Source organism: Alkalibacterium kapii, from assembly GCF_007988865.1.
In the GTDB taxonomy this organism is placed as follows: domain Bacteria; phylum Bacillota; class Bacilli; order Lactobacillales; family Carnobacteriaceae_A; genus Alkalibacterium; species Alkalibacterium kapii.
Genome location: NZ_BJUY01000058.1, coordinates 1 through 895, shown reverse-complemented (window position 1 = coordinate 895; position 895 = coordinate 1). Strand labels below are relative to the sequence as shown.

The window sequence follows — 895 nt, the reverse complement described above, 5'->3', positions numbered from 1 at the left end:
AGATGGGACGTATCGCAAAGCAGAAAAAGCAATCAACCTATTGACATCTTTTTCTTTGAGTCATACGACGATTCACACGATCACTCAAAAAATTGGTCAAACTATCCAAAATTGGACAGAAACCGCTCCTCTTCAAGATGTAACGCCGCAGAAAGAGAAGAAAAAACCGACTGTTCTATTTATTGAAGGTGATGGTTTAATGCTTACCAAAGGTAAACAGGAGAAAAGACCTGAAATTCATCGTGTTCAGTTTCATGAAGGTGTCGAATATAAAGGAAAACAGAAAAGACCTGTACTGATTAATTCAATGATGTTCGAGAGCACGGTATCAAGTAAAGAAGCTTTTGAACGAGCAAGCCGTTGGTTAGAATCTATTTACGATATCCGAGACACGATAGTTATTTCTAATAGTGACGGTGGTAGCGGTTATGAAAAAGATAAATTCGATCAAATTATCGGAAAATGCCAACAACACGAACATTTTAGGGATGTTTATCATGTCAACGAAAAAATAAAACAACGATTGTGCTTTGATAAACCGATGGAAAAGAAAATGAGACAAGCCGTTCGAGCTTATGATTGGGAAAGAATAGAAACAGTCATCGCTACAACTGAAAGTCGGATTAAGAATAATGATGATAAAGCAGCTGAATATAAAGAAAGTCTCGTAAAGTTAAAAGCTTATCTTCATAGAAACTGGGAAAGTATTAAACCGATAAGAAAAAGGGGATTACCGGTCAGTAAAGGTATCGGTATTTGTGAAAGTAACCATCGTCCTTTTAGTTATCGGATGAAGCGTCAAGGTCGTGGGTTTTCATCTAAAGGCGCTGGCAATGTCGCAGCGATTATTTCTGCACGCAAGAACGGAACCTTCCTTAAAGCACTCACGGATAAG

Annotated in this window: 1 protein-coding gene; it reads left to right on the top strand. The window is 38.0% G+C overall.

Annotation, left to right across the window (positions count from 1 at the left end; translation table 11 throughout):
* Positions 1 to 895 (top strand): ISLre2 family transposase (locus tag AKA01nite_RS09230; RefSeq protein WP_146925032.1); only part of this gene is annotated, 895 nt, incomplete at both ends.